At 71.1% G+C, this 23912-nt stretch carries 18 protein-coding genes; 5 read left to right on the top strand and 13 right to left on the bottom strand.

What is annotated here, in order from left to right; genetic code table 11:
- The first annotated feature begins 76 nt into the window (after positions 1 to 76).
- Complete coding sequence (locus MHW47_RS04975; RefSeq protein ID WP_239221390.1) at positions 77 to 2248, top strand: RecQ family ATP-dependent DNA helicase; 2172 nt, start codon at positions 77 to 79, stop codon at positions 2246 to 2248.
- A gap of 218 nt (positions 2249 to 2466) precedes the next feature.
- Positions 2467 to 3096, top strand: coding sequence for a hypothetical protein (locus MHW47_RS04970; RefSeq protein WP_239221389.1), 630 nt, complete (start codon positions 2467 to 2469; stop codon positions 3094 to 3096).
- Positions 3097 to 3203: 107 nt separating this feature from the next.
- Here MHW47_RS04970 and MHW47_RS04965 read toward each other — a convergent pair whose 3' ends face one another.
- The 3 genes from MHW47_RS04965 to MHW47_RS04955 form a co-directional block, all read right to left on the bottom strand.
- A complete protein-coding gene (locus MHW47_RS04965) occupies positions 3204 to 3821 on the bottom strand; it encodes a hypothetical protein (RefSeq protein WP_239221388.1) in 618 nt (205 codons plus the stop codon).
- A 60-nt stretch (positions 3822 to 3881) separates the two neighbouring features.
- Positions 3882 to 4592, bottom strand: coding sequence for a ribonuclease HII (locus MHW47_RS04960; protein ID WP_239221387.1), 711 nt, complete (start codon positions 4590 to 4592; stop codon positions 3882 to 3884).
- A 129-nt stretch (positions 4593 to 4721) separates the two neighbouring features.
- Positions 4722 to 5348, bottom strand: a complete 627-nt coding sequence (locus MHW47_RS04955) for a TetR/AcrR family transcriptional regulator (protein WP_239221386.1) — start codon at positions 5346 to 5348, stop codon at positions 4722 to 4724.
- 237 nt (positions 5349 to 5585) lie between these two features.
- Here MHW47_RS04955 and MHW47_RS04950 point away from each other — a divergent pair, with 237 nt between their 5' ends.
- Positions 5586 to 7139, top strand: coding sequence for an MFS transporter (locus MHW47_RS04950; RefSeq protein ID WP_239221385.1), 1554 nt, complete (start codon positions 5586 to 5588; stop codon positions 7137 to 7139).
- Between the two features lie 303 nt (positions 7140 to 7442).
- Here MHW47_RS04950 and MHW47_RS04945 read toward each other — a convergent pair whose 3' ends face one another.
- The 4 genes from MHW47_RS04945 to MHW47_RS04930 all read right to left on the bottom strand — a co-directional run bounded on the left by MHW47_RS04945 (position 7443) and on the right by MHW47_RS04930 (position 11804).
- On the bottom strand, positions 7443 to 8954 hold the full coding sequence (locus tag MHW47_RS04945; protein WP_239221384.1) for a DUF4153 domain-containing protein: 1512 nt from the start codon (positions 8952 to 8954) through the stop codon (positions 7443 to 7445).
- A gap of 602 nt (positions 8955 to 9556) precedes the next feature.
- On the bottom strand, positions 9557 to 10453 hold the full coding sequence (locus MHW47_RS04940; protein ID WP_239221383.1) for an ADP-ribosylglycohydrolase family protein: 897 nt from the start codon (positions 10451 to 10453) through the stop codon (positions 9557 to 9559).
- A gap of 10 nt (positions 10454 to 10463) precedes the next feature.
- Positions 10464 to 11123, bottom strand: a complete 660-nt coding sequence (locus MHW47_RS04935) for a histidine phosphatase family protein (protein ID WP_239221382.1) — start codon at positions 11121 to 11123, stop codon at positions 10464 to 10466.
- A gap of 75 nt (positions 11124 to 11198) precedes the next feature.
- Positions 11199 to 11804, bottom strand: coding sequence for a YdbC family protein (locus MHW47_RS04930; RefSeq protein ID WP_239221381.1), 606 nt, complete (start codon positions 11802 to 11804; stop codon positions 11199 to 11201).
- 191 nt (positions 11805 to 11995) lie between these two features.
- Here MHW47_RS04930 and MHW47_RS04925 point away from each other — a divergent pair, with 191 nt between their 5' ends.
- Positions 11996 to 12532, top strand: coding sequence for a TerD family protein (locus MHW47_RS04925; RefSeq protein WP_239221380.1), 537 nt, complete (start codon positions 11996 to 11998; stop codon positions 12530 to 12532).
- 153 nt (positions 12533 to 12685) lie between these two features.
- Here MHW47_RS04925 and MHW47_RS04920 read toward each other — a convergent pair whose 3' ends face one another.
- Both MHW47_RS04920 and nrdR read right to left on the bottom strand, forming a co-directional pair.
- Positions 12686 to 15592: a vitamin B12-dependent ribonucleotide reductase gene (locus MHW47_RS04920; RefSeq protein WP_239221379.1), complete on the bottom strand. Its 2907-nt coding sequence runs from the start codon at positions 15590 to 15592 to the stop codon at positions 12686 to 12688.
- A gap of 165 nt (positions 15593 to 15757) precedes the next feature.
- Complete coding sequence (nrdR, locus tag MHW47_RS04915; protein WP_239221378.1) at positions 15758 to 16270, bottom strand: transcriptional regulator NrdR; 513 nt, start codon at positions 16268 to 16270, stop codon at positions 15758 to 15760.
- A gap of 505 nt (positions 16271 to 16775) precedes the next feature.
- Here nrdR and lexA point away from each other — a divergent pair.
- Positions 16776 to 17570: a transcriptional repressor LexA gene (gene lexA / locus MHW47_RS04910; RefSeq protein ID WP_239221377.1), complete on the top strand. Its 795-nt coding sequence runs from the start codon at positions 16776 to 16778 to the stop codon at positions 17568 to 17570.
- A gap of 118 nt (positions 17571 to 17688) precedes the next feature.
- Here the strand turns inward: lexA and MHW47_RS04905 are convergent, their stop codons facing one another.
- The 4 genes from MHW47_RS04905 to MHW47_RS04890 form a co-directional block, all read right to left on the bottom strand.
- Positions 17689 to 19659, bottom strand: a complete 1971-nt coding sequence (locus MHW47_RS04905; RefSeq protein ID WP_239221376.1) for an ATP-dependent DNA helicase — start codon at positions 19657 to 19659, stop codon at positions 17689 to 17691.
- A gap of 38 nt (positions 19660 to 19697) precedes the next feature.
- The gene (locus MHW47_RS04900) at positions 19698 to 21545 is read right to left on the bottom strand and encodes an IucA/IucC family siderophore biosynthesis protein (protein ID WP_239221375.1); all 1848 of its coding nucleotides are present in this window, start codon (positions 21543 to 21545) and stop codon (positions 19698 to 19700) included.
- 60 nt (positions 21546 to 21605) lie between these two features.
- A complete protein-coding gene (locus MHW47_RS04895) occupies positions 21606 to 22184 on the bottom strand; it encodes a GNAT family N-acetyltransferase (RefSeq protein ID WP_239221374.1) in 579 nt (192 codons plus the stop codon).
- An 81-nt stretch (positions 22185 to 22265) separates the two neighbouring features.
- On the bottom strand, positions 22266 to 23912 hold a 1647-nt coding region (locus tag MHW47_RS04890), incomplete at its 5' end, for an IucA/IucC family siderophore biosynthesis protein (protein WP_239221373.1).

The raw sequence follows: 23912 nt of genomic DNA, 5'->3' as shown, positions 1-23912 counted from the left end.
ACCCCCTGTGGATAACTTATCCACAGACAGTTACCGACTGTTCGCGGTTGTCCGAACCATCGGGTTGCATGGGGGCATGACCAACGCAGACCGCGCAGCGCTCAGGGCTTCGGCCGATTCCGTACTGGCCCGACTCGTCGGGGACGCCTCCGGCAGCGCCAGGCTGCGTGAGGACCAGTGGCGGGCCATCGAGGCGCTCGTCGCCGACAAGCGCCGAGCCCTGGTCGTCCAGCGCACCGGCTGGGGGAAGTCGGCGGTGTACTTCGTCGCGACGGCCCTGCTGCGGGCAGCAGGCGGTGGCCCGACCGTCATCGTCTCGCCGCTACTGGCGCTGATGCGGAACCAGGTCGCGGCGGCGGCCCGGGCGGGGATCAGCGCGCGCACGATCAATTCGTCGAACACAGAGGAGTGGGAGACCATCCAAACCGAGGTGGCCGCAGGCGAGGTCGACGTGCTGCTGGTCAGTCCCGAGCGGCTCAACCATCCCGACTTCCGTGACCAGGTCCTGCCCCGGCTGTGCGCCGCCACCGGACTGCTCGTCGTCGACGAGGCGCACTGCATCTCCGACTGGGGGCACGACTTCCGGCCCGACTACCGGCGGCTGCGGACGATGCTGGCCGAGCTTCCCCCCGGAGTCCCGGTGCTCGCGACCACTGCGACGGCGAACGCGCGGGTCACCGCCGACGTGGCGGAACAGCTGGGCACGGGTGTCGGCACGGACGCGCTCGTGCTGCGCGGGCCACTGGACCGCGAGAGCCTGAGCCTGGGAGTGCTGAGGCTGCCCAGCGCGGCGCACCGGCTGGCGTGGCTCGGTGACCATCTCAAGGAGCTGCCCGGCTCGGGAATCATCTACACGTTGACCGTGGCGGCCGCGGAGGAGGTGACCACCTACCTCCGCCAGTGCGGCCACACCGTGGCGTCCTACACGGGCCGCACGGAGAACGCGGAACGGCAGCAGGCCGAGGACGATCTGCTGGCCAACCGGGTCAAGGCGCTAGTAGCGACTTCCGCGCTCGGTATGGGCTTCGACAAGCCGGACCTGGGCTTCGTGGTGCACTTCGGATCGCCCTCCTCCCCCATCGCCTACTACCAGCAGGTCGGCCGCGCCGGACGCGGTGTCGAACATGCCGAGGTACTGCTCCTGCCGGGCAAGGAGGACGAAGCCATCTGGCAGTACTTCGCGTCGGTCGCCTTCCCGCCGGAGGAACAGGTGCGGCGCACCATCGACGCCCTGGCCGAGGCCGGACGCCCGCTCTCGCTCCCGGCTCTGGAACCGGTGGTGGACCTTCGGCGCGCCCGGCTGGAGACGATGCTCAAGGTGCTCGACGTCGACGGGGCGGTGCGGCGGGTGAAGGGCGGCTGGACGGCGACGGGAGCGCCCTGGGTCTACGACGCCGAGCGCTATGCCTGGGTGGCGCGTCAGCGGGCGGCCGAACAGCAGGCGATGCGCGACTACGCCACGACGAACGGCTGCCGGATGGAGTTCTTGCGGCGTCAGCTGGACGACGAGGACGCGACCGCCTGCGGGCGGTGCGACAACTGCGCCGGTGCACGGTTCGACGAGGAGGTCTCCACCGCCGCTCTTGACGCTGCCAAGGGCGAACTCGGCAGGCCCGGAGTGGAGGTCGAGCCGCGCAGGATGTGGCCGACAGGACTGGCTTCGGTCGGTGTGGACCTCAAGGGAAAGATCCCGGCGACCGAACTGTGCGGCACGGGCCGGGCGCTCGGCCGGCTCTCGGACATCGGGTGGGGCAACCGGCTGCGCCCGATATTGGCGGCGCAGGCTCCCGACGGGCCGGTGCCGGACGATGTGGCGCGCGCGGTGGTGACCGTGCTGGCCGACTGGGCCAAGGGGCCGGGTGGCTGGGCCAAGGGGGCCGCCGACGCGGTACCCCGGCCGGTCGGTGTCGTCACCGTCGCTTCGAGTCGCCGGCCCCAGCTGATCGAATCCCTCGGCAGGCACATTGCCGAGGTGGGACGCATGCCCTTGCTGGGACGAGTGGACCTGGCTCCGGGCGCCGATGAGGTCCCCATGTCGCAGACCAACAGCGCCCATCGGGTCAAGGCACTGCACGAGCGGCTGGTCGTGGGGCCCGAGCTGGCGCAGGCCCTGAGCACCGTCGAAGGGCCCGTACTGCTCGTGGACGATCTCTCCGATACCGGATGGACGCTCGCCGTGGGGGCGCGGTTGCTGCGGCGAGCAGGTGCGGAGGCGGTGTTTCCGCTGGTCCTCGCCGTTCAGGCGTGACGGGAGGCGTCAGCCGGGGCCCGAATGGGCAGGGATATCCGTGTCATACCGGTTGATTACCGTCAGCCTCGTCAATTGCTCGTTGCCGCCTGCCGATACGCCAGGAAGAATTGGACTCGCTCCCCGCACGGTCCTTTCGCGGGCCCGAGAGGGCTGTGCCGCGGCGCGCCCTCACCCGACCCTGCCCGCATCGTGGGCGCGTATGCGAAGGGAGGACCGTGACCTTCGGATTCGCTTCGTCCGCAGCCACTTCGATGTCAGCTACCGCCGACTCCGCCAACCGCCTTGCCCGGATGCTCGAACCGGCCGAGTGGGCAGGGGCCGGCATACCCCTGCTGCGCAGCCCGCGTGAGGTGGTCAGCGGACTGCACGCCAGACACCGGCCGACCCCCGCCACCGCCGTGGTCGCCGTCCTCGACCACGAGGAACGCCTGACGGCGAGTGCCTCGTTCGCCCGACGGTCGGTGACGGCGGACGGCTGGGAGTTCCGGAACTCGCTGCTGGCGCACCTGCGCCGCGTCATCCCGCACGATTTGCGCCGCCGTACGCCCGTGCGCACCGCGGTTCTTCTCTACTGCCGCGAGGGGGACGAGCATTGGACGGAGGAGGACGGTGCCTGGATGTGGGGTCTGCGGGACGCCTGCACCCTGCACGGCCTGCGCTGTGGCGCCTACATCACGCTGACCCGCAGTGGCTGGCAGGTGCTGGGCGAAGGCAGGGGCGGACGCCGGCCGAGCTCCACGTCGCGGCCGTCGGCCCTCGCCGACGCCGCGCTGGACCCGGAGCCGATGCCTGCACGCACCGGCGGCGGAGCAGCGCAGGCACTGCACCGTTCCGCCGCTCGCTGAGTACGCCCCGGACCCGGCCGCCCTGGTGGGGCAGCCGGGTCACCTGAAGACACCGGTGCGTTCCGAGCCGGTGAACGCGGTCGCCGCCGAAGCGGCGCCCGCGCGGCTCAGACGCTGGCGCCGAGCGCTGCGTTGATCGTCTGCGGGTCGCCGCAAGCGATCAGCAGAGCACCGGCGGACTCGCGGGCCTTGGCCAGTGCCCGCGCCGTCGTGTCATCGGCCGGACCGTTGACCGCGACGATGACCACGGGACGGGGCCTGACGCGGTCCGCTGCCGCGGCTGCGGCGAAGAAGACGTCGTCGCCCGCTTCGTGGTGGGCCCAGTAGGCGGTCTCACCGAAGGACAGCTCGTGAGTCGCCCACGGGTGCTGGTCACCCGTGGTCAGGACCAGGATGTCGGCGGGCGCACGGCCCGAGTCGAGCAGCAGGTCCACCGCCTCGTCGGCGGCGTCGAGTGCGCCGTCCGCAGATGCGGGAATGACCTGGAGCTGCGGCGCGGAACGATTCTCCTGCCGCGCCGCCTGGGGTCGGCCGGAAGTGGAGGACTGGCGCTGCGCCGGGGGCGCAGGCCGCGGGCCGGGCACCGGACGACCGGGGCGCGGCGTGGCCGCTGAACGCGGACCGGGTACGGGACGAGGGGTCGACGCTGCGCGGCCGGTGGCCGGGGTGGCGCGAGGACCCTGGGCGCTCTCGTGAATCTGAGGCTCCTCGGGGATGAGAGGCATGGGTGGTTGTCTATCAAATGCCGACGCCTCCGGCGTCGGCGGGTGCACACATCTGCGCGATCAGAAATCGAAGCCGAGCTGGCCCCCGCTTTCCAGTGCGGCCGCCTCTGCGGAGAAACGGACCTTCTTCAGGTGCTGCCACCGGGGCAGCGCGTCGAGATAGGACCACGACAGGCGGTGGTGAGCCGTGGGTCCGCGCTCCTCCAGCGCCGCCCTGTGCACGGGGGACGGGTAGCCGGCGTTCGCATCGAACGCGAAATCCGCGTACTCACTGTTCCGCGCGCCCAGTTCAGCCATCAGGGCGTCGCGGCGCACCTTCGCGATGACCGATGCCGCGGCCACGGCAATGCATGACTGGTCGCCCTTGATGACGGTACGGACCTGCCAGGGACTGCCCAGGTAGTCGTGCTTGCCGTCCAGGATCACCGCGTCCGGGCGGACCGGGAGCGCTTCCAGAGCGCGCACGGCGGCGAGCCGGAGCGCCGCGGTCATGCCCAGTTCGTCGATCTCCTGGGGGGAGGCGTCACCGAGGCCGTACGCGGTGACCCAGCGCTCCAGCACCGGAGCGAGTTCCGCCCGGCGCTTGGGGCTGATCAACTTGGAGTCGGTGAGTCCGGCGGGCGGCTTGCGAAGACCGGTGATCGCGGCGCACACGGTGACCGGTCCCGCCCACGCTCCGCGTCCGACCTCGTCCACACCGGCGACGATCTTGGCACCGGTGGTGGCGCGTATCGAGCGCTCGACGGTGTGCGTGGGTGGTTCGTACGGCATGGCGTCTGCCAGCGTACGCCGAAGGGGGCGGCGGGAACACCCCAGGGGGTGTCCTTCCGGTGCTCGGAATGGCGGCCGCCCGCCGGGCGGGCGGCCCTGCCGCCCATGATGTCGAGTCCGGGCCGGCCTTCAGCGGGGCGCGGAGCGGAAGAACGGCACCGCGACCTGATCGATCAGCGCCTCGATTTCAGCGTCGTCCCACTCGCTGCCGCATACCTTGGTGCGGTACATCATCATCGCGGGGATCACGTCGAAGGCCAGTTCCCCCAAGGCGTCGGGGCGGACTTCTCCGCGCTCGACTCCGCGGCTCACCACTTCTTTGATGAGCGCGGTCGACGGCCGGATCACCCCGTCGAGGATCACCGACTGGAAGCGTTCGGCCGTACTCGCGTCGCACTCGTGCAGCACCGCTCGCAGGGCCGAGCCGGGGGTGGACCACATCGCGTCACGCATGCCCCGGCACAGCTGCTGGAGATCGTCGCGGATGTTGCCGGAGTCCGGGGCCCGGCCCGCCGCCGGCATGGCGCTGCGCAGCGCCTCGGCGACCAGTTCCTCCTTGGAGGACCACCGCCGGTAGATCGCGGCCTTGCCCGTCTGGGCGCCGGCGGCGACGCCTTCCATGGTCAGGCCGTTCCAGCCGACCGTACTCAGCGCTTCCAGCGTCGCTTCGAGGATCGCGCTTTCCAGCACGGACCCCCGTCGGCGCAGGGACGCCACCGGCTGCCGAGCGGTGGCGGCCGATCGCGAAGTGACCATGATCTTCTCTCCATCGAACATAAGCGGATCGCCTCCGCGACCCTTCCGGGGTGGGCCCGGTAGGCGCGGAGGCCGGAGCGAACGGCACGGGACCGAGCGCCTTGCGACCGGAGTCAACGGCTCCGAATCTCGCGGTTACGAAGATCCAGTGAACGCTTGCGTTCACTGGAGGGGACTCAGTAACGTTGAAGCACAGTGAACGAAGCCGTTCACTAATTCTCTTGTGGGGGACCTCCAGTGACAACCTCTCAGTTAGACGTACGAAGCACGCCGGGGGCGGCGCGCAGACAGGGCCGTCCAGGGATCGCCCTGGCCGTCATCGCCGCCTGTCAGTTGATGGTTGTGCTGGACTCCACAATCGTCAACATCGCCCTCCCGCACATCCAGGAAGCCCTGCGCTTCTCGACCACGGACCTGTCCTGGGTCCTGAGCGCCTACACGCTCACCTTCGGCGGCCTGCTGCTGCTCGGCGGCCGGGCCGGAGACATCCTCGGCCGCCGCCGGGTCTTCATGGCCGGCATCCTCGTCTTCACCCTTGCCTCGCTTGTGGGTGGATTCGCCCAGGAGCCCTGGCAGTTGCTGGCTGCACGCGCCCTCCAGGGCATAGGTGGGGCGATCGCCTCACCGACCTCGCTCGCCCTGATCACCACGACGTTCCCCGAAGGTCCCGAACGCAACCGCGCGTTCGGTGTCTTCGCCGCGGTCTCCGCAGGTGGCGGCGCCATCGGGCTGCTGGCGGGCGGGATGCTCACGGAGTGGCTGGACTGGCGGTGGGTCTTCTTCGTCAACGTGCCGATCGGCGTGCTGATCGCGGTCCTGGCCCCGATGTACATCAACGAGTCCGACCGGCACTCGGGGCGCTTCGACATCTCGGGAGCCCTGACCTCGACCCTCGGTATGGCCTCGCTGGTGTACGGGTTCATACGGGCCTCCGAAGAAGGGTGGCGCGATTCGCTCACCCTCGCCTCGTTCGGTGCCGCGGTGCTGCTGCTCGCCGCGTTCGTTTTCGTCGAGATGAGAGCCAAGGAACCGATCACCCCCTTGCGGATGTTCGCCGACCGGAATCGCTCGGGCACCTACGTGATCATGCTCAGCCTGGCCGCTGCCATGTTCGGCATGTTCTTCTTCATCGTGCTGTTCGTGCAGAACGTCCTGGGGTACAGCCCGATCGAGTCGGGTCTGGCCTTCCTGCCCGTGACGGTCGCGATCATCATCGGAGCGGGGCTCTCCCAGCGATTCCTGCCGGTCCTGGGACCGAAACCGTTCATGATCACCGGTTCGGCGCTCGCCGGGGCGGGGCTGTTCTGGCTCACGCTCATCACGCCCGGCAGTTCCTACGTGACCGGGGTGCTCGGCCCGATCCTCGTGTTCAGCTTCGGTATGGGCTTGAACTTCGTGACGCTCACCCTGACCGCGGTCTCCGGGGTCGCACAGCACGAAGCGGGTGCCGCCTCCAGTCTGCTCAACGCGAGTCAGCAGGTGGGCGGTTCACTGGGGCTGTCGATCCTGGTCACGGTGTTCGGTACCGCCAGCCGCAATGAAGCCGAGAAGCAGGTGCCACGATTCCTGGCGCAGGCGTCCCCGGAACAGCAGGCCCAGTTCGCCAAGACGCACGAGCTGCCGGGGAGCTGGGGCCACGCGGTGCTGACCCAGGGCATATCCACCGCGTTCCTCGCGGCGGTGGCCATGGCCGCTCTCGCACTGCTGACCGCGATGCTGATCATCCGCGTACGCAAGAGCGACCTGGACGCGTTGAGCGGCAAGGCGGCGGCCGGAGGGCCGGCGGCGTAGTCGCCAGGTAGCACGCGAGCACGGTGGCGACGGGGCCGTCTCCATCGGTGAGCCGCCCCACCGGGGAAGACCGCCGGAGGGGCGGCTCACCGAAAGGGAAACCGCTGGAGGCGCGGCCCACCGGGGGGAGGCCCGGACAGAGCTTGCGCGCCTGCTGCGATCCGCAGCTCTGACCGCTCACGCAACACCCGTACGGGCTGTTTCGCGGGGTCGGCCGCGCCCTGGCTCGGCCGACCCCGCGAAACCCTGGATCACCCTGGATCGCGGGGTTCGCACAGGGCACGGGGTCGTGAGTCGGATCGGTCAGTACGGGTCGTACGGGTCGTAGACGTCGCCCGTACCGCGCTGATCGCCGTTGTCACCCGAGCGGAGTTTCCGGCAGTCGAGTGCGCTGACACCGGGATTCCAGTCGCCGAGGATGTCCCGGGCTCGTGTCTCGCCCCAACTCGTGGCGTACCAGGGTTCGTCGGAGTTGAGCAGGGCCCGCTGGATGTCCCGCAACGCGCAGGAGCGCAGGGGTTCCGGCAGGGTGTCAAGAGCGGGTACGGCGTCGGCCGACAGGCCCTTGAGGTACTCGATGTCGATCGAGTGGTTGTTGCGGTAGCGCTGGACGTTCTGCTCAGCGATCAGACCATCGGGCGAGACCAGGCCGAAGGCCAGGACGCCGACGGCCGCGCTCGCCGCGACGGCACGGGGGAGCAGGCGAGGGCCGAAGACGCCAGCCGCCATGATCAGTACGAGGACCACGCCGAGCCAGAGTTCCACGGCGGCCACAGAGATCCGGAGCCTGGTGAGGCCGTACGCGTCGACGTAGAGGTCCATGCGCCGCAGGGCGGAGGCGACGACCACGAGGGTCAGGAGGCAGAGAGTGCCGAGCACGCCGCGGACCAGGGTGCGGTCGCGGGCGCCGCCGCGCGGGGCCCAGCGCAGGGCGAGCGCGATGACGCCGAGCGTGAGCACCGTGGCCCACAGCAACTGCCAGAAGCCCTGGCGAGCGTACTCGGCGTAGCTGAGATCCGTCTCGGCCATCACCTTGTCGTAGCCGCCGAGCAGCACCGTGAGCTGAATGGCGAGGAAGACCGCGAAGAGGAGGTTCAGGACGATCAGTGGGAGGGCCCATTCCAGCCGTCCGCGGGCCTTGCCCGGCCGCACCTTCACCCCGTCCCAGCGGACCGGGGCGGCGGCGGTGTAGGCGGCCGCGAGGGCACCGACAAGACCGAGGAGGCCGAGGAAGGTCCGCCACGGACTGTCGCCGACCGACACGTCAGGGGTCAGGCTGCCCAGCAGGTCCGCGAAGGCGGCGTCGGCGCTCGCGAACAGCGCACCGAACACGATGAGCAGGACGACGGCCACCGCTGCGGAGCGGACGACGACACCGGCCCGGCCACGCGAGCCGGACATGCGGTCGCGGACCCCCCGCGCACCCCAGCCGAGCGATGCGAACACGGAGGTGAACAGCCCCAGGGAGCCCAGGAACACGCCGAGCCAGCTTCTGCTGCCGTGCAACGCCAGCGAGCCGAGTGCCAGGGCCGACACCAGCGCGAGGAACGTGGGCCAGCCCGCGTCGCGGAGCGCCGGGACGACCAGGAGCCCCAGTCCGCCGATCCCCCACACCACGGCCCAGGGGCTGAGCCGGCGGCCGGCCGCCCGTGCGGCGATGTAGGCGCCGACCGACGCGGGCAGCGCCACGAGCAGCACGTTCAGCCCGATGCCGTCGCCGAGCAGCCCCATGCTGAGCAGTGCCGTCGCGAGGACGGCCACAAGGGTGCCGGGGTGGGCGGGGCCCGGCTTTCCGGCCCGGAGCCGTGACACCACCGAGGGCTGCGGTTTGCCCCACGGAGCGGGCTGCTGGGGTCCGCCCGGCCGCCGCGTCGCGTAGGCCGGGATTTTCGGAGGCTCGGGGCCAGTGCCGCCGCTTGCGCCAGGGCCTGCCGAAACTTGACCTGCGGCTGCAGCCGCGCCTTCCGCCCCGGTGCCGGGGCCGGACGCAGCGCCGGGCGCCGTCGCCGGCTCCCCGGCTGTGGTGGCTGTCGGCTCCCCGGGGGCGGTCGCCGCCGTTTCGCCGGGGAAACTCGTCGCCGCCTCGCCGTCCGCGCTCTGCTCGGCCCGGGGCGCCGGGGCGCCGGGTATGGGCTCCGGGGGCGTTGGCTCGGGCGGTGCGGCTTGTTCCGGCGTGGGCTCCGACCCTGGCGTACCTGATGGTGCTTCTGACACGAGACCCCTCCCCACCGGGGCCCGCTCACGCGTGCTCGAGCCAGCGCGTGGTTCCCCGGCCTCTCATCGGTGCACGCCTCGGGCCATGATCACCAGGGCGGCATGGCCGAAAGGGTATCCCCGTGGGCAGGCGCTCGGCCGTGCGCGGGGGCGCTGTGGCAGGACCGTGACAGTGGACCGGGCTGGCCCGAATACCGGCCCGGTTACCGGGTCGTCCAGTCGGGCAGCGCTTCCGTCCGGGCCGTCCAGTCCGCCGGAGGGGCGCCTGCGGGGCTCGACGCGAGCACGCCGCCGACGATCGCGCACGTGGTGTCCACGTCACCGCCTGCCTGGGCCGTCACCCAGAAGGCCTCTTCGAAGTCGCCGAGGCTCCGCGCCGCGGACCACAGGGCGAACGGGACGGTGTCGTGGGCGCTGGTGCGCCGGCCGTTGCCGAGGACGGCGGCGACGGTGCCCGCGTCCCGGTAGTCCAGCATGTCGCGGGCCCGGCGCAGCCCGGCGCCGACCGCGCTGCGCGGCACGAGTGCGACCACGCCGTCCAGCAGGGCTTCCGGTGTGGGCGGCCCGTCCGGCGAGGCGACGAGCGCGGCGGCAGCGGCGACGGCCATCGCGCCCACGACCGCCTCGCGGTGCTGGTGCGTGGTGTAGGAGGAGATCTCCGCCTGGTGCGTGGCCTGCTCGGGGTCGTCCGCGTACCAGGCGCCGAGCGGGGCGATGCGCATCGAGGAGCCGTTGCCCCAGCTGCCCTGTCCGTTGAACAGGGAGGAGGCGAGTTCGCGCCAGTCGCCGCCCTCGCGGACCAGGCGGAGCATGCGGTTCACGGCGGGGCCGTAACCGCGGTCGAAGTCGTGGTGGTCGGCGAACGAGTGGGCCAGGACGTCCTGGTCGATGCGGCCCTGTGCGCGCAGGACGGCCACGACGGAGCAGGCCATCTCCGTGTCGTCGGTCCACTGCCACGGCCCGGCGGGCAGGGCACGGTCCTTCAGGAGCGGATAGTTGGCGGGCACGAAGAACTGGGAGCCCAGGGCGTCTCCCACGGACAGGCCGCGCAGGCTGGCAAGGGCGCGTTCGAGGCGCTGGTCGGAAGCGGATTCGGTCATCGTTTCCACTCTATCCGGTGATGCCGTACGGCTCAGGGGTTCGCCATCGTTCGAAGGGCCGGTCGAGCGTGTACCGTCCGTCGTCGCCGAGGAGCAGCGTGCGCGATTCGCCGTTCCCCGGATTGGAGAGCGACTCGAATTCGGCCACGGACCAGTGGAACCAGCGCATGCAGAAGAGGCGCATGGTGAGGCCGTGGGTGACCAGCAGGACGTTCGGCGGGTGGTCGGGCGCCAGGAAGCTGCGGTGGAGGCTCTCCAGGAAGGCCCCCACCCGGTCGTAGACGTCCGCCCCGGACTCGCCCTGGGCGAAGCGGTAGAAGAAGTGCCCGTAGGCGTCCCGGTACGCCTTCTGCAGCCTGACGTCGTCGCGGTCCTGCCAGTTCCCCCAGTCCTGCTCGCGCAGCCTCGGCTCCTCGCGCACCCTGACCCGGCCGGGCTCCAGGCCGAAGGCGGCGAAGGTCTCGTGGGTGCGCCGGTAGGGCGAGACGTACACGCTGACGCGCTCGTCACCGAACTGCTCACGCAGCCGTGCCCCGGTCTCGCGGGCCTGCCGCCGGCCCTCGGCGGTGAGCCTCAGCGCGTGGTCGGGCTCGCGCTCGTACACGGTGTCGTCGGCGTTGCCCTCGGACTCACCGTGGCGGACGAGGACGATGCGTTGCGGTCGTGCCATACAACGACCCTAGAACGAGTCGCCGAGGTTCGAGCACCTGTCCGGAAATCGTCGCTGCACGCGTACTGGGGGTGATCAGACCGTCCAGGACGGTTCGAGCTGCACCACGTCTCCGGCGAGTGCCGCCACGTCCTCCTCCGTGCCCGCGCGCTGCGAGAGCCGGTCGATGCTGCCCGGCCGGTACTTTCCGCGTTCCGCGCTGGACTGCCACATCGACAGGACCAGGAACTCGTGGCCCGGGGCCTCGCCGAAGATCCCGCGCAGCATGCCGGGCGAGCCCGCCATCGCCGGGTTCCACACCCGCTGCTGCATCAGCGCGAAGTGTTCGACCCGGTCCTCGTGGACCCGGCTGTGGGCCACCCTGAGCACGTCCGCGTCCGTGAAGCGCGGCTCGAAGCCGGTCTTCACGTCGAAGCGGTACTCGAACAGCTTGACCTGGAGGTCCTGGTACGTGCCGGACTGCGCCGCGGCCAGGGCGTCGTGCCCGCGCGCCATGAAGGAGTCGTAGAAGACCCGGTTCTCCCAGAAGGCGAAGACGTGCGCCACCTCGGGCCGGCCACGGCTCCAGCCGCCGCCCTGCCCCCTGAAGCCCGGCTCACCCAGCAGCCCCGCCCACTTCCGCTGCCCCTGCTCGAAACCCCGACGGTCCGACACACTGCAGCGAATCCACTTGACCAGCACGGCGCCATGGTACGGCGGCCGGACGTGGCGTGGGTCACGCTCCCACACAGTGCGCGGGAACCAGCCGTCCGGCGCCCGATCCTGGCCCGTTTCAGCCGCTCGTTCCCAAGCCGGTTGGTTTCGGCCGGAGTTGCCGAGATGATCGCAGGAGGAACCAGGAGCGCCGGTCCCGCGCGCAGGAGGGAAGTCCGATGAGCACGCCCAACAAGGATTTCGAGAAGGTCGAGGTGCGGGTCAAATGGGATCCCAGCGACCGCGGTGAGGCGCCCAACGACCTCGACATCATCGCGGCGACCTACGCGGCGGACGACCCGTACGGCAGCCCCGTGTACCTGGTGCACCACGACAGCCGGGCGCCCGACGGCACGATCACGCTCGAACGCGACAGCAGGACCGGTCAGGGCTTCGGCTACGACGAGGTGATGACGCTCGAACTGAACCGGATCTCCGAGTCCTACACCCGGGTCGTCGTCGGCGTCGCCATCCAGCAGCGCGACGGCCGCAAGACGTTCGGAGCCATACAGAACACCGGGGTTCAGGTCCGCGAGGGCTACACGACGCTGTCCGAGGACGACTTCGCGGCGGTGGACGGCTCGACCGCGGCCGTCGTGGCCGAATTCGTACGTGACGCCTCCGGCGTATGGCGCTTCCACGAGGTCGTCCGGGGCTTCGACGGCGATCCGGAGGCGTTCGCCGCCGCGATGGGCGGCCGCGAGTTCGGCGCGTAACACCCCGCGGCCGCGCGGCCGCGTACGGAGGGCACGGCTCGTGCCCGTACGCGGCCGAGCACAGGGGAAAAGAGGAGTGCGGGCGGGTCTTCCGGGGAAGACCCGCCCGCACTCGCCGTCAGCCTCGGCGCCTCAGGGCGCCGGCCTCACCGCTCAGCTGCAGCCGCTGGTCGAGCCGCAGCCCTCGCAGATGTAGCAGGAGCCGGCACGCTGCATCTTCGTGCCGCAGGAGAAGCAGAGCGGCGCGTCCGCGCTGATGCCGAGCTGCATCTCGACGAGCTCCGCCGACGTGTGGGCCGTCCTCGGCTCGGCCTTCTCGGTCTCCTGGACCGGGGTGACCGCCTTCAGCGGCTCCGTGCGGACGGGGGCCGTCTGCGCCAGCGTCTCGGCCTCCAGCTGCTCCTCCTCGAACGTGGGCTCGTAGGAGCCGGTGTCGAGGTGGCGCTGACGCTCCTCGGCGGAGTGGATGCCGAGGGCGGAGCGGGTCTCGAAGGGCAGGAAGTCCAGCGCCAGGCGGCGGAAGATGTAGTCGACGATCGACTGCGCCATCCGCACGTCCGGGTCGTCCGTCATGCCGGCCGGCTCGAAGCGCATGTTGGTGAACTTCGAGACGTACGTCTCCAGCGGGACGCCGTACTGCAGGCCGACCGAGACCGCGATGGAGAAGGCGTCCATCATGCCCGCGAGGGTCGAGCCCTGCTTGGACATCTTGAGGAAGACCTCGCCCAGGCCGTCGTCCGGGTAGGAGTTGGCGGTCATGTAGCCCTCGGCGCCGCCCACCGTGAACGAAGTGGTGATGCCGGGCCGGCCCTTGGGCAGGCGCTTGCGGACGGGGCGGTACTCGACGACCTTCTCGACCGCGGTGCGGATGGTGTCCTCGGCCTTGGCCGCGACGGCCTCCTTCTCCTTCTCCTTGGTCTTGGCGGAGAGGGGCTGGCCGACCTTGCAGTTGTCGCGGTAGATCGCGAGCGCCTTGACGCCCATCTTCCACGCCTCGAAGTAGACCTCCTCGACGTCCTCGACGGTGGCCGACTCGGGCAGGTTCACCGTCTTGGAGAGGGCGCCGGAGATCCACGGCTGGATGGCCGCCATCATGCGGACGTGGCCCATGGCGGAGATGGACCGCTCGCCCATCGCGCAGTCGAAGACCTCGTAGTGCTCGGTCTTGAGGCCGGGGGCGTCGATCACGTTGCCGTGCTCGGCGATGTGGGCGACGATCGCCTCGATCTGCTCCTCCTGGTAGCCCAGGCGGCGCAGGGCCTGCGGGACGGTGCCGTTGACGATCTGCATCGAGCCGCCGCCGACCAGCTTCTTGAACTTGACCAGGGCGAGGTCGGGCTCCAGGCCGGTGGTGTCGCAGGACATCGCGAGACCGATGGTGCCGGTGGGCGCGATGACCGACGCCTGCGCGTTACGGAAACCGTTCTTCGCGCCGAGCCGGAGCACGTCCTGCCACGCCTCGGTGGCGGCGGCCCAGATCGGGTTGTCCAGGTCGTCCGCGTGGACGGCCGCGGCGTTGGCGTCGGCGTGCTGCTTCATGACGCGCTGGTGCGGCTCGGCGTTGCGGGCGTAGCCGTCGTACGGGCCGACGACGGCGGCCAGCTCGGCGGAGCGCTTGTACGAGGTGCCGGTCATCAGCGAGGTGATGGCGCCGGCGAGCGCGCGGCCGCCGTCGCTGTCGTACGCGTGGCCGGTCGCCATCAGCAGGGCGCCGAGGTTGGCGTAGCCGATGCCGAGCTGGCGGAAGGCGCGGGTGTTCTCGCCGATCTTCTCGGTCGGGAAGTCGGCGAAGCAGATGGAGATGTCCATCGCGGTGATGACCAGCTCGACGACCTTGGCGAAGCGCTCGGACTCGAAGGACTGGTTGCCCTTGCCGTCGTCCTTGAGGAACTTCATCAGGTTCAGCGAGGCGAGGTTGCACGAGGTGTTGTCCAGGTGCATGTACTCGCTGCACGGGTTCGAGCCGTTGATCCGGCCGGACTCGGGGCAGGTGTGCCAGTGGTTGATCGTGTCGTCGTACTGGATGCCCGGGTCGGCGCAGGCCCAGGCGGCCTCGGCCATCTTGCGGAAGAGGGCCTTGGCCTCGACCTCCTCGATGACGTCACCGGTCATCCGGGCGCGCAGCCCGAACTTGCCGCCGGACTCGACGGCCTTCATGAACTCGTCGTTCACCCGGACCGAGTTGTTGGCGTTCTGGTACTGGACGGAGGTGATGTCGTCCCCGCCCAGGTCCATGTCGAAGCCCGCGTCGCGCAGGGCGCGGATCTTCTCCTCCTCCTTCACCTTGGTCTCGATGAAGTTCTCGATGTCGGGGTGGTCGACGTCGAGGATGACCATCTTGGCCGCACGGCGGGTGGCGCCACCGGACTTGATCGTTCCGGCGGAGGCGTCGGCGCCCCGCATGAAGGAGACGGGACCGGAGGCGTTGCCTCCGGAGGAGAGGAGCTCCTTGGAGGAGCGGATGCGGGAGAGGTTCAGGCCGGCACCGGAGCCGCCCTTGAAGATCATGCCCTCTTCCTTGTACCAGTCGAGGATCGACTCCATGGAGTCGTCGACGGCCAGGATGAAGCAGGCGGAGACCTGCTGCGGCTGGGGCGTGCCGACGTTGAACCACACCGGGGAGTTGAAGCTGAAGATCTGGTGCAGGAGGGCGTACGCCAGCTCGTGCTCGAAGATCTCCGCGTCGGCGGGGGAGGCGAAGTACTGGTAGTCCTCGCCGGCCTTCCGGTACGTCTTGACGATGCGGTCGATCAGCTGCCGCAGACCGGTCTCGCGCTGCGGGGTGCCGACGGCGCCCCGGAAGTACTTGCTGGTGACGATGTTGACCGCGTTCACCGACCAGAAGTCGGGGAACTCGACGCCACGCTGCTCGAAGTTGATCGAGCCGTCGCGCCAGTTGGTCATGACGACGTCACGGCGCTCCCAGGACACCTCGTCGTACGGATGCACGCCGGGGGTGGTGTGGATGCGCTCGATACGCAGGCCCTGCTTGGACGCAGTCGACTTGGTCCCCTTGTTGCTGCGGGAACCTCGTGCCGGGCCGCTCGCCGTCTCTGTCATGCCGCCTCCCATATGTGGGCAAAAACGCCCTGAAGTGCCGAGAACTTCCCCAGCACAGTGTGTGTCTGATGCTTCGGGCGCCGTATTCGTCATACGTCGCCCGGAGCAAGGTCCGGGTGCCGGCCCCGCGCCCGATCCCCGGATCGGCGCGGCCGGCTGCTGCCGCTAGTCGGCGGCGACGGCGGGCGCGGGGACCTCAAGGGTCTCGCCGCCCCCGCCCGCTTCCGCGAGGGGCCGCCGCTCACGGAGTTCCGCGATGGCGGCCTCGAAGTCTTCGAGGCTGTCGAACGCCCGGTAGACGGACGCGAACCGAAGGTAGGCCACGAGGTCGAGCTCCCGCAGGGGGCCGAGGATGGCCAGTCCCACGTCGTGGGTGGTCAGCTCCGCGCTGCCGGTCGCACGCACCGCCTCCTCGACCCGCTGGCCGAGCTTGGCGAGGGCGTCCTCGGTGACGGGCCGCCCCTGGCACGCCTTGCGCACTCCGGAGATGACCTTCGTGCGGCTGAAGGGTTCGGTCACGCCGCTCCGCTTGACCACCATGAGTGAACAGGTCTCCACCGTGGTGAAGCGGCGGGAACAGTCGGGGCACTGGCGGCGCCGGCGGATCGAGGTCCCGTCGTCGGTGGTGCGACTGTCGACGACCCGGCTGTCGGGGTGCCTGCAGAAGGGGCAGTGCATGGCTCCCAACCCTCCTTCACAGCACGACTGAATAGCCTCTTCAGGCCCGGTTCGGGGCCCTCGAAGCGGTCTCAAGCATAGGCGATGGCCGCACCCCCGATGGACGGGGACCACAACCTCTGGGCGGCCGGAGCAATCCAACCACTAGATCTTGGGTTCGGCCGCGCATTCGGCCCTGGGCGCGTGTCGCGCCGGGGGCCGGCCGGAAGGCAGCGTAAGGCCGAGCAAGAGGGTACGGGAAGCACCCGGACGACGGACGACCGGGCGGGTACCCCGCGCGCGGCCGGTCACACACGGCGCGTTACGGTCGGCTGACCGTCGACACCCTTCCGTCCGGCATGCGCCGGCCCCGTGGCGTCGCGCTCCGTAAGCGGCCTCATACACCTCGCGCCGAAGCCCGGGAAGCCTTTTATTCGTTTTTCACTCGAACGTGTGTTTGGCGCAACCTTTCGAAAGCTACTACCGTTGTGCCAGCCAGGGAGACCATTCGAGAGGGGCCGCCGACGTGACCACCACCGCAGACAGTGCCATCATCACTGCCCAGGACCGCTCCCAGAGCCGACTCGAGCCGGTGCATGCCATGAATGACTCAGTCACGAACACGGAGGGCCCGGAGCCCGGACGCCCAGCGCGTTCGCTCCCCGGACGACCTCCCGGCATCCGGGCGGACAGCTCGGGGCTCACGGACCGGCAGCGGCGGGTGATCGAGGTCATCCGGGATTCCGTCCAGCGGCGGGGCTATCCGCCGTCGATGCGGGAGATCGGGCAGGCCGTGGGCCTCTCCAGCACCTCGTCCGTCGCCCACCAGCTGATGGCCCTGGAGCGCAAGGGGTTCCTGCGCCGCGACCCGCACCGCCCCCGCGCGTACGAGGTCCGCGGCTCCGACCAGCCGAGCACCCAGCCCGCCGACACCACGGGCAAGCCCGCCGCCTCGTACGTACCGCTGGTGGGCCGGATCGCCGCCGGTGGCCCGATCCTCGCCGAGGAGTCCGTGGAGGACGTCTTCCCGCTCCCCCGCCAGCTGGTGGGCGACGGCGAACTGTTCGTGCTCAAGGTCGTCGGCGACTCGATGATCGAGGCGGCCATCTGTGACGGCGACTGGGTCACCGTCCGGCGCCAGCCCGTCGCGGAGAACGGCGACATCGTGGCCGCCATGCTGGACGGCGAGGCCACGGTGAAGCGTTTCAAGCGCGAGGACGGCCATGTCTGGCTGCTCCCCCACAACGCCGCGTACCAGCCGATCCCCGGAGACGAGGCGACCATCCTGGGCAAGGTCGTCGCGGTGCTGCGCAGGGTCTGAGACCCACCCCCCCGCTCTCTGGCCGAGCGGAAGGGCCCCGATCCCGGTTCGTGCCGGGATCGGGGCCCTTCCGTCGTCCGGGGCTCCGGCCCGGCGGAAGGCGTACGGCTCCGAGCGGTCAGCGTCCGTCCGCCTTGGCCGCCGCGTCGATCGCGGCGAGCGAGCGGCGGGCCTGGTTGCGGTCGGTGGTGTACCAGAAGTCGGGCAGCGAAGCGCGCAGATAGCTGCCGTACCGCGCGTTGGCCAGGCGCGGGTCGAGCACCGCGACGACGCCCTTGTCCCCCGTGGCCCGTACGAGACGGCCGGCGCCCTGCGCCATCAGCAGCGCGGCATGCGTGGCCGCCACTGCCATGAAGCCGTTGCCCCCGCCCTCCTCGACCGCCTTCTGGCGCGCGCTCATCAGCGGATCGTCGGGGCGCGGGAACGGGATGCGGTCCATGACCACCAGCTGGCAGCTGGGCCCCGGCACATCGACGCCCTGCCAGAGCGACAGCGTGCCGAAGAGGCAGGTCTCCGGATCGGCGGCGAAGTTCTTGATCAGCTCGCCCAGGGTCTCCTCACCCTGGAGCAGGATCGGCTTCTCCAGCCGGCCGCGCAGCTCCTCGGCCGCCGCCTTGGCCGCCCGCATCGAGGAGAACAGCCCCAGCGTGCGCCCACCGGCCGCCTCCACAAGCTCGGACAGCTCGTCCAGCATGTCCGTGCGCGAGCCCTCCCGGCCCGGCGTCGCCAGATGGCGCGCGACGTACAGGATGCCCTGCTTCGGGTAGTCGAACGGCGAGCCGACGTCCAGGCCCTTCCACTGCGGCACGTCGTCGCCCGCCGTGCCCTCCGGGGCGAGCCCCAGGGAGGCGCCCACGCCGTTGAAGTCACCGCCGAGCTTGAGCGTGGCCGACGTCAGGACGACGGAACGCTCGGCGAACAGCTTCTCGCGCAGCAGCCCCGAGACGGAGAGCGGGGCGACGCGGACCGAGGCACCGAACCGGTCGTGGCGCTCGTACCAGACGACGTCGTACTCGGACCCCTGCGTGATGCGCTCCGCGACGGCGTGCACCGACTCGACGGAGGCCAGCGCCTGCTTGCGGACCGCGTCCTCGTCCTGGACGGACTTGTCGCGGGTGGAGCCGATGGCGGAGATCACCGTGCGGGCGGCGTCCCGCAGGGCCAGCAGCGCGTAGCCCAGGTCCTCCGGCACCTCCTCCAGGCGGCCGGGCAGCGCCAGCTCCATGACCCGTTCGAAGCCCTCGGCCGCGGTCTGGAGCGCGTCGGCGGCCTTCTCGTTGATCAGCTTCGCGGCGCGGCGGACCGCGCGGTTGACCTGGCCGGGGGTCAGCTCGCCGGTGGCCACACCGGTGACCCGCGAGACCAGCTCGTGCGCCTCGTCCACGATCAGCACCTCGTGCTGCGGGAGGACCGGGGCGCCCTCGATGGCGTCGATCGCCAGGAGGGCGTGGTTGGTGACCACCACGTCGGCGAGCTTCGCCCGCTCCCGCGCCTGTTCGGCGAAGCACTCCGCCCCGTACGCGCACTTGCTCGCGCCCAGGCACTCCCGCGAGGAGACCGAGATCTGCGCCCATGCCCGGTCCGAGACGCCGGGCGTGAGGTCGTCCCGGTCGCCCGTCTCCGTCTCGTCGGCCCAGTCGCGCATGCGCAGCAGGTCCTGACCCAGCTTGCTGGACGGGGCCGCCGCCTCGAACTGGTCGAACAGGCCCTCCTCCTCGTCCTGCGGGACGCCCTCGTGGAGCCGGTGCAGACAGAGGTAGTTCGACCGGCCCTTGAGCATGGCGAACTGGGGCCGGCGGCGCAGCAGCGGATGCAGCGCGTCCACCGTGCGCGGCAGGTCGCGCTCGACGAGCTGGCGCTGGAGGGCCAGGGTCGCCGTGGCGACGACGACCCGCTCGCCGTGGGCCAGGGCCGGCACCAGGTAGCCGAGCGACTTGCCCGTCCCCGTGCCGGCCTGGACGAGCAGGTGCGATTGGTCGTCCACGGCCTCGGCGACGGCCTCGGCCATCGCGGCCTGGCCGGGCCTCTCCGTACCGCCGACGGCGGTCACGGCGGCGTGCAGGAGTTCGGGGAGGGATGGCTTCGTCATAGCCGGACCAGCCTACGGGGCGCCACTGACATCGGCGGTCACTCCCGGCCCCACGCCGAGAGGTGGAGGGGGTTGGCCACCGTGCCGTGGACCGCCGCGTGCGGGCGCACGGGCCGGTCGCGATAGCCGTCCAGATGCAGCCGGTTGCGGTTCAGACAGAGGCGCTCGATGCGCGGGGTCAGCATGTCGAACATCTCGAACCGCTCCTTCAGCTCGGGGAACCGGGCCTGGTGGCGCAGGATCTCCGCCCGGACGAGTGACCAGAATTCGCCCTCGGGGACGCCCAGCTGCTCCTCGCAGAGCGGGGAGAGGAAGCGGAACACGCCGGTGAACAGTCCGGAGTGGATGAACTGGGTGAGGAAGGCCGGCTCCTCGGTCAGCAGGACGCGGCGCACGTCCGCCGGCATGGTGTCGTGCTCGGGGAGCGGCTGCGCGCTGACGTTGACGTCGTCCACGAAGTCCTTGATGGCGAGGCGTACCGGCACATCGCTCTCGTCGAAGACCACGATGGCGTTCTCGCCGTGCGGCGAGAAGACGGTGCCGTAGCGGTAGAGGAAGTGCAGCAGCGGCGGCAGCAGGGCGGCGAAGAGGCGGGACAGCCAGACGGCCGGGGTCAGTCCGGAGCGGGCGACCAGCTCGGCGGTGAAGGCACGTCCGTGCGGGTCGGTGTGGAGGAGGGAGGCGAGGGTGCGGGCCCGCTCCCCCGGCGCCAGGCGCGGCGGCAGGGGTTCACGCCAGATCGCCCCCAGGATCTCCTTGAACTGGTAGGGCGCTTCGGGGAGGTGGTCGTACAGGGGGTGTTCGACGGTGACCGAGGCCACCTCGCCGAGCAGGATCACGCCGCAGGTGTCGCGCAGGAACGGGTCGTTGTCGCGCAGCCCCTGGACCCAGCCGGTGACGGCGGGTGCGGCGAGGGTGCGTTCGGTGGGCAGGCCGCGCCAGACGAGGGTGTTGAGGATCGAGAGCGGCAGCTTGACCATGTGCCGGTCGGGGCGGGTGATGTTGGCGAAGGTGCGGATCGACTGCTGCGGCAGCCGTACGTCCGGGTCGGCCGGCAGCGGCACGATGTCGCCGGCGGCGATGGCCGGCGCGAACAGCGGCACGATCCACTCGTCCCACTGCCAGGGGTGGACGGGCAGGTAGTGGTAGCCGGCCGGGTCGAGCCCGCGGGCGCGCAGCACGTCGGCGAAGGCCGCGCGGACGGCCGGGTCGAGCTCCTGCGCGTAGAGGTGCTCCGGATCGGCCAGCGCGGGGACGCCGCGGTAGTCGGCGATGCGGTGGGAGACGGCGAGCCAGGGCAGCCGGACCGGTTCACGGGCCTCGGGCGCGTAGCGGGAGGCGTCGGTGGCGGAGAAGCCCAGGCGGCCCTTGTTGGCGACGATCCAGGGGTGGCCGGTCTGGTGACCCTCCAGTTCGGCGTAGCCGAGGTCGGCCAGCTCCGCGGCGGTGAGCGCGGTGCGGTCGAGGCGGGCGTCGGCGGCGAGGGTCACGGTCAGCTCGCGGATGAGGTGGCCGAGCGTGGTGCCGTCGAGGTCGAGGAGGCGGCGGGCGCGGGTGAGGAACACCAGCGGGTCGTGGAAGGGCGCGCCGTCGGTGGCGGGGTCGGGGCCCTGGGCCCGGATCGACGCGGGGTCCACGCGCCAGCTCCCGTACACACCGCGGTGGGCGGTGAAGGTCAGGCTGCCGTCGTCGTCCAGGGGGAGGGTGTACGTGCTGCCGCCGGCGGTTCGCGGAGCCGGCTCGATGATCTCCTCGTAGGCGAATTCACCGAGCATCTTCGCGAGCATCCGGGAGGCGGCCCGTTCCCAGCCCGCCCGGTTCAGGGGGGGCGTACTCAGGGGGGCGGGCGGCTCCGTCGCGTCGTGGTGCGCTGGGTATGTGGGCACGGGGACTCCTCGGGTGGGAACCGATGGGGTTCGAGCGGTGCGGACGGGTGGGCGGTTCGTTCATGGGCGGGGGTGGGGGGTTGTTCGGTCGCGGACCATCAGCGCGGCCCGCTTCTCCGGGAGGTCGAGTTCGGCGGAGAGGCGGAATCCGGCGCGCCGGAACGCGGAGACGGAGGGGGCGTTGCGGACGTCGGGCTCGGCCACCACGCGGGTGCAGCGGGGGACGTGGTCGAGCACCAGGGCGGTCACGGCGCGCAGCAGCGCCGTACCCGTGCCGCGGCCCCGGTGGCGTTCCTCTCCGATGAGGAGGTGGATGCCCATGTCGTGGGGCCGGGCCGGGTAGTGGCGGGCGAGCGGGTCGAGGTCGGCGCGGTAGAGCTCCCAGTAGCTGACCGGGGTGCCCGACAGCACCCCGATCCACGGGGTGCTGTGGCTGCCGTCGGCGAGCTGGGGGGCGAGGTGTGCGGCCGTGACGCTCTCGTCGCCGGCGAGTTCCCAGAAGGCGGCGACGACGGGATCGTTCATCCAGCGGGTGAGCGTGGCGAGGTCGCGCTCCGGGTCGACCGGCACGAGCTGGAACGGCCCGACCGGGGTGTCCACGGGGGCCCAGGGGCGGGTGTGCGCGTCGGCGGGAGGCACGGGTGGTGGTGCTCCTCTCTCGGCTGTCGGCGATCGGCTTCCCGTCGCGGATGCGCGGTGACCGGTCCCCGCCCCGGGGTCTCAGCCGTGCAGCGGGTTGGTGATGGTGACGTAGACGGACTGGGTGTCCACGGGTCCGACCAGTTCGTCGAGTCCGTGCAGACGGGTCAGCATGTTGGCCTTGCAGCGCAGACGGGGGTTGGACAGCAGATGGGCCGGGAAGGGCGAGCCCAGTCCGCTCACCGATTTCAGGAAGCGCCGGAACGCGTCGATGAGCAGTTGCTCGTCGGCGAGCCGCTGGGAGCCGAAGGCGCCGATCAGTCCGAATACGTTGTTGATCCCCAGGTAGTAGGCGAAGCGTTCGTCGGTGACGGCGTCGGAGACGAAGGTGTCGCTGACCGTTCCGATGCCGGGGAGCCTGCGTTCGAGTGCGGCGCGGTGCGAGGAGCGGAAGTAGTAGCCCTGATTGTCACGGTAACGGCCGCCCGCGGGCCAGCCGTCGGCGTCGAGCAGGACGAGGGTGTTCTGCTGGTGGGCTTCGAGCGCGACACCCGCGTGGGCGTCGAGCCAGAGGACCGGGTGCACGACGCGTTCGAGGTAGCGCAGGAACCACTCGGCGGCGACCGCGGTCGTGGCGCGTCCCGTGGTCCGGGCGAGGCGGTGGACGATGTCGGAGAGCCGGGAGTGCGTCCCGGTGCGGCCCTGCCAGGGGCGCGGGGCGGTGAGTCCGGCGATGCAGACGGCGTCGTCGTGCCGGTCGAAGGGGTTGTGCCGGAGCATGACGTCCAGGCCGTGCACGGGGGTGCCGTCCGGGGTGTCCACGGCGAGCCAGGCGGGGTCGCGCACGATGTCGAAGCCGGGGTGTGCGGCGTGCCAGGCGCGGGCGAGGCCGGTGCGGAGCAGCCGGTGGACCTCGACGCCCCGGTGCAGTTCCTTGCGGAGGTTCTCCCGGCGGGAGTTGGTGATGCGGACGCCCAGGGACAGCTTGAGCATCAGGTCGCTGCCCGGCCGGTGCACGGTGCGCACGGAGGAGGTGGGGTGCCAGGGGGCGCCGTACGGTCCGAGGTCGTGCAGGAGTCCGGCGTCGAGGAGGGCGGCCACCTCGGGCCTGCTCCGCAGCTCGCGGGCCTGCCAGGGGTGGAGCGGAATGAGCGAGCTGTGCGCGGGGAAGGGCAGGCCCTCGGCGTGCCGGGCGACGAGGTCGGCGGCGGACACCGGGCGGCCCTGGTCCGTCCACGCCGAGTCGTGGGCGAGCACGGAGCGGTCGGCGGCCATCCAGTGCAGCGGGAAGGAGCCGTGGAGTTCGGGTGAGTAGCGGCGGGACTCGGCGTCGGTGAGCCCTTCCCGGCTCTTGGGCGAGGGGTGCAGGGGGTGGCCCAGCAGGAGGGACTGTTCCGCGGTGAGGAAGAGGTCGGCGTCGGCGGGGGCGCCGGGTCGGCGTCGGCGCTCCTCGATGAACGCGGCGGTGCGCCGTACGGAGTCGGCGACCCGGCCGGCCATGTCGGTCCCGTCGTTGTGGTCGGCCTCCCGGCCGAGCAGGGCGGCGACGGTGACGGCGTCGGCGGGCGGGGCGGTGGCGGGTGCCTGCTCCAGGGCGGGCGGTCCGAAGCGGTGCCAGCCGGTGGCGGACCAGTGGAGGACGGGGACGAGGAGCGCGGTGCCGCTGGCGGGGAGCGGGATGCGCAGGGTGTCGCCGGCCGGCCGGGGCAGGTCGCCTTCGCGGACCCA

The sequence above is a fragment of the Streptomyces sp. OfavH-34-F genome (assembly GCF_022347745.1).
GTDB lineage: Bacteria > Actinomycetota > Actinomycetes > Streptomycetales > Streptomycetaceae > Streptomyces.
This window is presented reverse-complemented; position numbering and strand designations above follow the sequence as displayed.

Excerpts from the sequence above, each read along its gene's own strand:
- MHW47_RS04975 (WP_239221390.1), top strand. The coding sequence starts at position 77 with ATGACCAACGCAGACCGCGCAGCGCTCAGGGCTTCGGCCGATTCCGTA.
- MHW47_RS04965 (WP_239221388.1), bottom strand. The coding sequence starts at position 3,821 with ATGCCTCTCATCCCCGAGGAGCCTCAGATTCACGAGAGCGCCCAGGGT.
- MHW47_RS04960 (WP_239221387.1), bottom strand. The coding sequence starts at position 4,592 with ATGCCGTACGAACCACCCACGCACACCGTCGAGCGCTCGATACGCGCC.
- MHW47_RS04955 (WP_239221386.1), bottom strand. The coding sequence starts at position 5,348 with ATGGTCACTTCGCGATCGGCCGCCACCGCTCGGCAGCCGGTGGCGTCC.
- MHW47_RS04940 (WP_239221383.1), bottom strand. The coding sequence starts at position 10,453 with ATGACCGAATCCGCTTCCGACCAGCGCCTCGAACGCGCCCTTGCCAGC.
- MHW47_RS04935 (WP_239221382.1), bottom strand. The coding sequence starts at position 11,123 with ATGGCACGACCGCAACGCATCGTCCTCGTCCGCCACGGTGAGTCCGAG.
- MHW47_RS04925 (WP_239221380.1), top strand. The coding sequence starts at position 11,996 with ATGAGCACGCCCAACAAGGATTTCGAGAAGGTCGAGGTGCGGGTCAAA.
- MHW47_RS04920 (WP_239221379.1), bottom strand. The coding sequence starts at position 15,592 with ATGACAGAGACGGCGAGCGGCCCGGCACGAGGTTCCCGCAGCAACAAG.
- nrdR (WP_239221378.1), bottom strand. The coding sequence starts at position 16,270 with ATGCACTGCCCCTTCTGCAGGCACCCCGACAGCCGGGTCGTCGACAGT.
- MHW47_RS04905 (WP_239221376.1), bottom strand. The coding sequence starts at position 19,659 with ATGACGAAGCCATCCCTCCCCGAACTCCTGCACGCCGCCGTGACCGCC.